This window comes from Flavobacterium rivuli WB 3.3-2 = DSM 21788 (genome assembly GCF_000378485.1).
GTDB lineage: Bacteria > Bacteroidota > Bacteroidia > Flavobacteriales > Flavobacteriaceae > Flavobacterium > Flavobacterium rivuli.
Genome location: NZ_KB899980.1, coordinates 55,178 through 62,762, shown reverse-complemented (window position 1 = coordinate 62,762; position 7,585 = coordinate 55,178). Strand labels below are relative to the sequence as shown.

Here is a 7,585-nt window from a genome sequence, read left to right as displayed (position 1 = left end):
AATGATCTCCCCTTCCTCGCAGTTGGGGTGGCAAAGATAACATCTTTTCCGTTTATCAAACAAGCTTTTTTTTACTTATTTTTTTTAGCTTTCCTCAGCTTTAAACTTTTTGCTTTATTGCAAATTGCCTATTGCCTATTCTTTTCTCTTGTATCAATCTCTCAATGAACTTGTGCTTGTTAGCGGGTGCAAAAGTAACACTTCTTTTGTCTTTTCAAAGACTTATTTCTTACTTTTTTTATTCTTTTTCTTAACTCTTTGTTAACGTGAAGCTTGGGAACGAAAGTTTTTTTTGTTTCAAGGAGGTTATTGCGCAAAGTTGCACAAAGAAGGCACAAAGATACACAAAGACTTTTCTTATTTTATAAAGAAACCTATTATATATAGGAGTGGCAAGAGTACACAGAGGTTTACGCCTGCGGCGTATTTTTTACTCACAGCTAGCACTCCTATATATAGAGCGATAATTGTGTTGAAAAACAATATTACTTCAAAATCACATAAACCATTAAACTACAAAAACTTATCATGCCGAAACCAAAATATTTGATCTCATATAACAGAATTTTTAATTTACTTAACCCTCACACTCCACTCAAAATCCATTTCAGATACCTGGTCTCCCTGCTCGTCTACACCTATAGATTTCATCCAGAAGGTTTGTCCATCTCCTGTTGCCACAGTTTTAGCAATGGCATCGGCAATAAGGTGACCGTCATTGCATGTAAAAGTTATCCTGCCTTTTGCTTTTTTACTAAAGTTGCCTTTGTTGTTTGCCACCAGCATAGATATTTTTTTTCCACTATTTTTTATATGATACATAACCAGTGCGCCGGTGGTAAGTTCTGCCGCCATTGCCTGCACCGCAAAGTACATAGAGTTAAATGGGTTTTGGTTTATCCAGCGGTGCTTTACACTTGCCGTGCATTTCTCTGTAGTTATTTGCTTTACCCTAACCCCGCTAAAGTATGCTGATGGCAGCTTTACTAATAAAAAAGTATTGAGCTTAGATGGCGTAAATTCCATTGTTTATTGATTTTCAAGCTAATTTACAACAAAATACTGTAATTGTAAAATGTTAATTTTTTGTTAAATATTAGTACTATGCGTTGCACACTACCTTACAATAGCCATATATTTGCATAGGATATTAACCGTTATACTAATCTACTATGGTAACTACAGCAAACAAAACATACGCAACACTATTACAGTTAAGCGCTTACACACAATACTTTTTTCCTTTTGGTAGCTTTATCTTCCCGGTTATATTGTGGAGCGCTAAAAAAGAAGAGTCAGAATTTATAGACCATAACGGCAGGCAGGCAATAAATTTTCAGTTAAGCCTTTTGGTTTACACTATTGTACTTACAATAATAGCAGTTCCAATATTTTTTTACACGCTGTTTAAAGATTTTAATTTTGGGCCAGTATATAACAGCAACTGGATTTACAGAGACAACATACACTGGACCATAGAAAATTTTGATACAGGTAAAATAACAGGGCTTGTAGCCGTAGCACTTATTGCCGGTTTTATACTACTGGCAATGAAAATAGCCGAGTTCTTCCTGATACTTTATGCAGCTGTAAAAAACAGTAACGGTATAAACTGCAATTATCCTTTAACCATAAACTTTATAAAACCAACATTAAAACAACCTGTAGCCGGCAAACAGGTATAGCCTTAGTTCAGTCATCAATCAAATCAATCATCATCATCAGCCTGCTGCGCCGGGAGCAGGCAAATCATCATCAATCATCAATCAAAAACGAACATTATGAAACATTTAATTATTGCAGCAGTTACAGGCCTAATCAGCCTTACAACCCAGGCACAGGTAAGCGAAACACGAGCGCTTAAAGAGGTAACTTCTATAGAAGTTAAAAACGGTATAGAAGTAATCTTTACCCAAAGCGACACTTTAGCCCTTAAAGTTGAGGCTAATAACCCCGAAAATTTATACAGTATTGCTACCGATTACAGCGGGCACAAACTTAAAATATACATTAAGAGCAATGACGGTACAGCTGTTACAAATGCGAAAGCAAGGGTGTATGTTTCTCAAAAAAATGTAACCGATTTTAAAGCCAGTAACGCGGCAGTTATAAGAGTTAATGGCACCTTAACTACAGGCGATACAAACATCAGCCTATCATCTGGCGCTACATTATCTGCTATCATTGTTAGTAATGGTATTTGTAAAATAGATGTAAAATCGGGATCGGGTTTCAGGGGTAAAATAACCACCGATAAGCTTGATGCAACTATTATGGCAGGCAGCTATATGAAAGTAAATGGCACCGCTAACAGCGCTAAACTATTTTGCAGTGGCGGCTACCTTACTGCCGACAAATTTGTGTGTAACGATGCCGATGTATGGGCAAAAAACGCATCTGCCGTTTCTATCTTTACTAAGAACTCTATTACGACAGATGTAGACACATCATCATCTATAACCTATTATGGCGAGCCTGCCAAAACGAGCCTGGGTACCAATAGCTATGCCGTTAAAAGGGATAATTATAAAATGAGCCTTAATTAATAAATATGAGAACCTATGAATATTGAGAACACCAAGGCCCAGATGCGCAAAGGAGTTTTGGAATTTTGTATACTCTCTGTACTAAAAGCCAAAGATGCCTATACATCTGAAATACTGGATACCCTAAAAAACGCTAAATTGCTTGTTGTAGAGGGTACTGTTTACCCACTGCTAACCCGCTTAAAGAACGATGGCCTGCTTAACTACAGGTGGGAAGAATCTACATCGGGGCCGCCACGTAAGTATTACGGCCTTACCGATGAAGGACACGAATTTTTAAAAGAACTTAACATTACCTGGACAGAACTGTCTGACGCAGTAAATATAATAACCAGCCAAAAAGCATAGCCATGAACAAAACAGTAAGTATAAATTTAGGTGGTTTCTTTTTTCATATTGATGAGGATGCCTTCCAAAAACTTAATCGCTACTTTGATGCCATAAGGCGATCGCTTTCGGCTGATGGAAGAGATGAGATAATGAGCGATATAGAAGCGCGTATTGCCGAACTATTAACCGAAAAGCTTAAGAACGACAAACAGGTTGTAAGCATTCGTGAGGTAGATGAGGTTATAATTATTATGGGCCGCCCGGAAGATTATCGTATAGACGATGATGAAACTGCTTCGGGGCCTAAAACATCTACAAACTTTAACTTTAATTTCAACAATACAAAGACCAAAAAGTTTTACAGGGACGAGGAGAGCGCCATGATAGGCGGTGTATGCGCCGGGCTGGGCCATTATTTTAAAATAGACCCTCTATGGGTAAGAATTCTATTTATAATATCGCTTTTACTGTCTTTTGGCTCGAGCATACTTATTTACCTTGTGCTGCTGGTACTTATACCAAAAGCTATTACAACAACCGAAAAGCTGGAAATGACCGGCGAGCCGATAAACATATCTAATATAGAGCGTAAGGTTAAGGAAGAGTTTAGCAACCTGTCTGACAAGCTTAACAATATGGATTATGACAAACTGGGGGCATCGGTAAAAACAGGTGCCGATAAAATAGGCGCTACTGCAAGTACTGCTGTGCTGGCTATATTAAAAGTATTTGCAAAGGTTATAGGTGCTTTACTCACAGTATTTAGCGCTTTAACGCTGGGCAGCCTTATTATTGGTCTTATTGCAATACTATTTTCGTTCACATCGAGGGCACAATGGTACCCGTACTTTAACAGTATGAATTATACAGAGGCTCCTATGTGGCTTATTGGCATCATTGGTTTCTTTGCTATTGCCATTCCCTTCTTCGCCTTATTTTTATTAGGCTTAAAAATACTGGTAGACAATTTAAGACCTGTAGGTAACTTAACAAAATCTACACTGCTTGCTGTATGGATAATATGCGTAAGTACAGCCATTTATTTAGGTTTAGCGCAGGCATCGCAGTTTGGTAATGAAGGTAAAACTGTTAGCAAGCAGGAACTAAAACTTACTGAAGGAGATATACTTGAGGTTAAATTTAAAAACAATGAGTACTTTACAAAATCGTTAAACCACGATTACAGCGACTTTAGCTTTAAGCAGGACTCGCTTGGTAATGAAGTTGTATACAGCAATAATGTACGCTTTTATGTACTTAAAACAGATGAGGCTTTTGCTTATGTACAAATAGAAAAAATTGCCGAAGGCGCAACAATATCTGAAGCAAGGAAAAGCTCTGAAACTATAAAATATAATTTTAAAATACAGGGAAACAGCCTTATATTAGATAACTATTTACTTACCGGTACCGATACTAAATTTCATAAGCAGCGTGTAGAAATATTTTTGTACCTTCCCGAAGGAACTGTGTTTCACCCTGATGCAAGCCTTAAGGAGTATGACGACAGCGATAATGAATTCTTTGACCTTTGGTTTGATGGTGATCATCAATATATGATGGACGATAACCATGTAAAATGCCTTGACTGTATTGGTGAGGAAGATAACAGCCAGAATGAAGGTAATGACGATGGCAGCCAGAATGAACCTGCCATACCTGTTGTCCCCGCCCCTGTTGCTGCGCCAGCTCCTGAAAGCGGAACGCAAAATGGAATGACAAACCAGGAAAAGATTCGCATTATGGAACTTGAGGCCGAAAAAGCAAGGATAGAACAGGAAAAATTGCAGCTGGAACACGATATACAGGTTGAAAAAAATAAAAGTAAAAGACAGTAATCATGATAAAAGTATTTGTACATATCTCTAAAGCTATTGTAGGTTTTGTAGCAGCGTTGTTATTTGCCTCTTGTAACTTTGGTGGTAAATCTCTAGATGGGAGCGGTAATATAACTACACAAACCCGGACAGTTTCGGGAGATTACACAATTGTTTCTGTAGCAACAGGGCTTGAGGTATATGTGGTTCAGGGTAATAAACCCTCTATAGTTGTAGAGGCCGACGACAACCTGCAACAGTATATTAAAACCGAAGTTGAGGGCAATGAACTTAGAATTTATGCCGACGTGAGTATTAATAAAGCGGGGGCTAAAAGGGTAACGGTTACCCTGCCCAAAATTGAAGGTTTAGAAGCATCATCTGCCGCAATACTAAAAAGTAAGACTGTTATTAAAGGTGATGATATTGATTTTTCTGCAAATAGTGGTGCAAGTGTGGAAGTTGGGGTTGATGCTAAAACTGTAAATTGTGAAGCCAGCAGCAACGGGACTTTAAAAGTGAGTGGACGTACCACTGACCTGAATACCATATCGAGCAGCGGGGCATCTGTTAATGCTGCAGGACTTACAGCAGAAGATGCAAAATCTGAAGCATCAAGCGGTGGCAGTGCAACCGTAAATGTTACGGGCAAGCTTGATGCAGAGGCATCGAGTGGGGGCAGCATTTCTTACAGCAACACTCCAAAAACTATAAAATCTAACGCTACATCGGGCGGTAGTGTAAGCAAGCAATAATAGTAAACTATAGACAGATGCCCGCCTTTGTGCGGGCATTTTTTGTTTTTATATAAAACCAGATTACTTCAACTGAAAAGCTAAACAGAGCTACTGTATATAATAAAATAGCTTACCAATCGTTTTTTAATATATTTGCCTAACCAATATTTGCTTTGCTCACAATGAAAAATTTTAGTATACTGCTGTTTGCACTATTAATAACTACGGTTGCTTTTGCCCAAAAAAAAGAAAAAATTAAAGGCTCTAAAAATGTTACCGTAGCCCAAAAAGAACTTGAACCTTTTGAATCACTTGAAATTGAAGATAACATAGAGCTCTACCTTGTAAAGGGCACTACACAAAGCCTGGAAATAGAAGCCGACGATAACCTGCACGAAATAATTAAAAGTGATGTAAATGGTACAGCCTTAAGAATATATACCAGCAAAGATGTAAGCAGCTCTAAAAAGTTAACAGTCCGCCTAACCTATACCGGCAGCCTGAAAACTATTACAGCTAAGAACGAAGTGCAGTTATATGCCATTAATGAGCTTGAACTGGATACTGTGAGTGTAAAAAACTTTGACTCTTCTAAATCGTTCCTTAATGTAAAATCGGCTAAGTTTAGTTTAGCCATGAATGATAAGACCAAGGCTGAAATAAACGTAAAATCGGGTGCAACAACAATAGAACTTAGCAAGAATGCTAATCTTAAGGCACTTATAGCAAGCCCGGAAGTAAAAATAGATATGTACCAAAAAACGATTGCCATAGTAGAAGGCGATGCCGTTGCTGCAGCTATACGTGTAGATAATAACGCAGAGTTTACAGGCAAAAAATTTACCGTTAAAAACCTTGACCTTACCGCCGAAAGCTATACTAAATGCGCTGTTTTGGCAACTGAAACCCTTTCATTGTCAGCATCAGGAAAAACCGAAGTAAGCTTGTACGGATCCCCAACAAGTTTTTCAGTAAAAAAGTTTAGTAATAGCGCCGTAATTTTCAAGAAAGAAGATTAAAAAATTTTAGCCTACCTTAAAGTAAAATACAATTACCTAACTGCATATCATATTTTAAGTATCTTAAGAATGTGCCTGCATATATAATAAAAGGTTATTTAACTGCTTCAAACTTCCATGCGCTAAGCCAGGTTTTTAAAGGATGGTTCCCCATTTTGCTTGTAAATTCTTTTTGTAATGTTTGAATAATCGCGGGTAACAAATGCGGAATCTTTTCTTCAATAATATTCAAAGTAGGTAATCCTGTTATAAATCCGCGGGCTGCATCTTCTGCACTATCTATAGTACCTGGCAACGTTACTATTTTTGCAGTGCTGTGTTTAAATCCGGATTTTTCGAGTAGTTGCAATACAGCCTTTTCATCATCCATACAAAAAGGTCCCTCTTTAAAAATAGTTACAGGCTCTTTACCAAAAAAAGAGTTAACTACCAGATTAGTGAGCAAAAACGGTTTATTATTAACAATACTTGCCCAGGTATTAAAAATGAGCCTACCTCCTTTTTTAAGCACGCGGTACATTTCGGTAAAAGCCGTTTTCTTATCGGGAGCAAACATTACGCCGAACTGGCATACTATAAGGTCAAAAGATTCGTCGTGATATTTAAGGTCAAGCATATCTGCTGTATCCCAGGTTATAATATTATAAGGTACTTTTTGTTTTGCAACGGCAATCATACCCGGATTGAGGTCGGTTGCGGTCAAACTGGTGCCAACTGGCAGTATTTTGAGCAATTGCCTGGTAACACGGCCTGTACCGCAGGCAATTTCCAACACGTTTTGCTGTTTATTGCTTTCAATATTTTCTACAAGGTTAATGGCAAAAGGTTCAAATATAAAGGGTCCTAACAGGTCATCATAATTTTGTGCTACAGAACCATCAAAAACTATTTGTGCATTTTTCATAATCAAGATCAATGTAGGTGATAATTAAATTACAAAAAGTCGGTTATTTAAACACAACTTACATACATATAAAAGTAGAACTTACTTTTACCTTTACGGGCTAAATAAAATTATATCGAATAGCTCATATAAATGATTTAAGCCTTTTTTTTAATTAGTTGCACAATGGTCTTTTACCCTATCTTTCATGTGTGTCATTGCTCATTAGCACCGTTATACGCTTAGAAAGTTA

The 7,585-nt window shown here is 37.5% G+C and carries 8 protein-coding genes; 6 read left to right on the top strand and 2 right to left on the bottom strand.

All coding sequences use genetic code 11. From position 1 onward, the window contains the following. Positions 1 to 573: 573 nt before the first annotated feature. Positions 574 to 1,026 carry a DUF4442 domain-containing protein gene (locus tag F565_RS0120130; RefSeq protein ID WP_020215056.1) on the bottom strand — a complete coding sequence of 151 codons (453 nt, stop codon included), beginning with the start codon at positions 1,024 to 1,026 and terminating at the stop codon, positions 574 to 576. 146 nt (positions 1,027 to 1,172) lie between these two features. Between F565_RS0120130 and F565_RS0120125 the strand changes: the two genes are divergently transcribed. The 6 genes from F565_RS0120125 to F565_RS0120100 all read left to right on the top strand — a co-directional run bounded on the left by F565_RS0120125 (position 1,173) and on the right by F565_RS0120100 (position 6,449). Continuing rightward, positions 1,173 to 1,685, top strand: a complete 513-nt coding sequence (locus F565_RS0120125; protein WP_020215055.1) for a DUF4870 domain-containing protein — start codon at positions 1,173 to 1,175, stop codon at positions 1,683 to 1,685. A gap of 96 nt (positions 1,686 to 1,781) precedes the next feature. Further along, a complete protein-coding gene (locus F565_RS0120120; RefSeq protein ID WP_020215054.1) occupies positions 1,782 to 2,546 on the top strand; it encodes a GIN domain-containing protein in 765 nt (254 codons plus the stop codon). A 15-nt stretch (positions 2,547 to 2,561) separates the two neighbouring features. Next, positions 2,562 to 2,894, top strand: coding sequence for a PadR family transcriptional regulator (locus F565_RS0120115; protein ID WP_020215053.1), 333 nt, complete (start codon positions 2,562 to 2,564; stop codon positions 2,892 to 2,894). 2 nt (positions 2,895 to 2,896) lie between these two features. Beyond that, positions 2,897 to 4,714 carry a PspC domain-containing protein gene (locus tag F565_RS0120110; protein WP_020215052.1) on the top strand — a complete coding sequence of 606 codons (1,818 nt, stop codon included), beginning with the start codon at positions 2,897 to 2,899 and terminating at the stop codon, positions 4,712 to 4,714. Between the two features lie 2 nt (positions 4,715 to 4,716). Beyond that, positions 4,717 to 5,448 carry a head GIN domain-containing protein gene (locus F565_RS0120105; RefSeq protein WP_020215051.1) on the top strand — a complete coding sequence of 244 codons (732 nt, stop codon included), beginning with the start codon at positions 4,717 to 4,719 and terminating at the stop codon, positions 5,446 to 5,448. A gap of 164 nt (positions 5,449 to 5,612) precedes the next feature. Beyond that, entirely contained in the window at positions 5,613 to 6,449 is an 837-nt protein-coding gene (locus tag F565_RS0120100; RefSeq protein WP_020215050.1) for a GIN domain-containing protein, read from the top strand. A 94-nt stretch (positions 6,450 to 6,543) separates the two neighbouring features. Here F565_RS0120100 and F565_RS22560 read toward each other — a convergent pair whose 3' ends face one another. Further along, positions 6,544 to 7,353, bottom strand: coding sequence for a class I SAM-dependent methyltransferase (locus tag F565_RS22560; RefSeq protein ID WP_020215049.1), 810 nt, complete (start codon positions 7,351 to 7,353; stop codon positions 6,544 to 6,546). Positions 7,354 to 7,585 lie beyond the last annotated feature (232 nt).

Excerpts from the sequence above, each read along its gene's own strand:
- F565_RS0120105 (WP_020215051.1), top strand. The coding sequence starts at position 4,717 with ATGATAAAAGTATTTGTACATATCTCTAAAGCTATTGTAGGTTTTGTA.
- F565_RS0120125 (WP_020215055.1), top strand. The coding sequence starts at position 1,173 with ATGGTAACTACAGCAAACAAAACATACGCAACACTATTACAGTTAAGC.
- F565_RS0120100 (WP_020215050.1), top strand. The coding sequence starts at position 5,613 with ATGAAAAATTTTAGTATACTGCTGTTTGCACTATTAATAACTACGGTT.
- F565_RS22560 (WP_020215049.1), bottom strand. The coding sequence starts at position 7,353 with ATGAAAAATGCACAAATAGTTTTTGATGGTTCTGTAGCACAAAATTAT.
- F565_RS0120120 (WP_020215054.1), top strand. The coding sequence starts at position 1,782 with ATGAAACATTTAATTATTGCAGCAGTTACAGGCCTAATCAGCCTTACA.
- F565_RS0120130 (WP_020215056.1), bottom strand. The coding sequence starts at position 1,026 with ATGGAATTTACGCCATCTAAGCTCAATACTTTTTTATTAGTAAAGCTG.
- F565_RS0120115 (WP_020215053.1), top strand. The coding sequence starts at position 2,562 with ATGAATATTGAGAACACCAAGGCCCAGATGCGCAAAGGAGTTTTGGAA.
- F565_RS0120110 (WP_020215052.1), top strand. The coding sequence starts at position 2,897 with ATGAACAAAACAGTAAGTATAAATTTAGGTGGTTTCTTTTTTCATATT.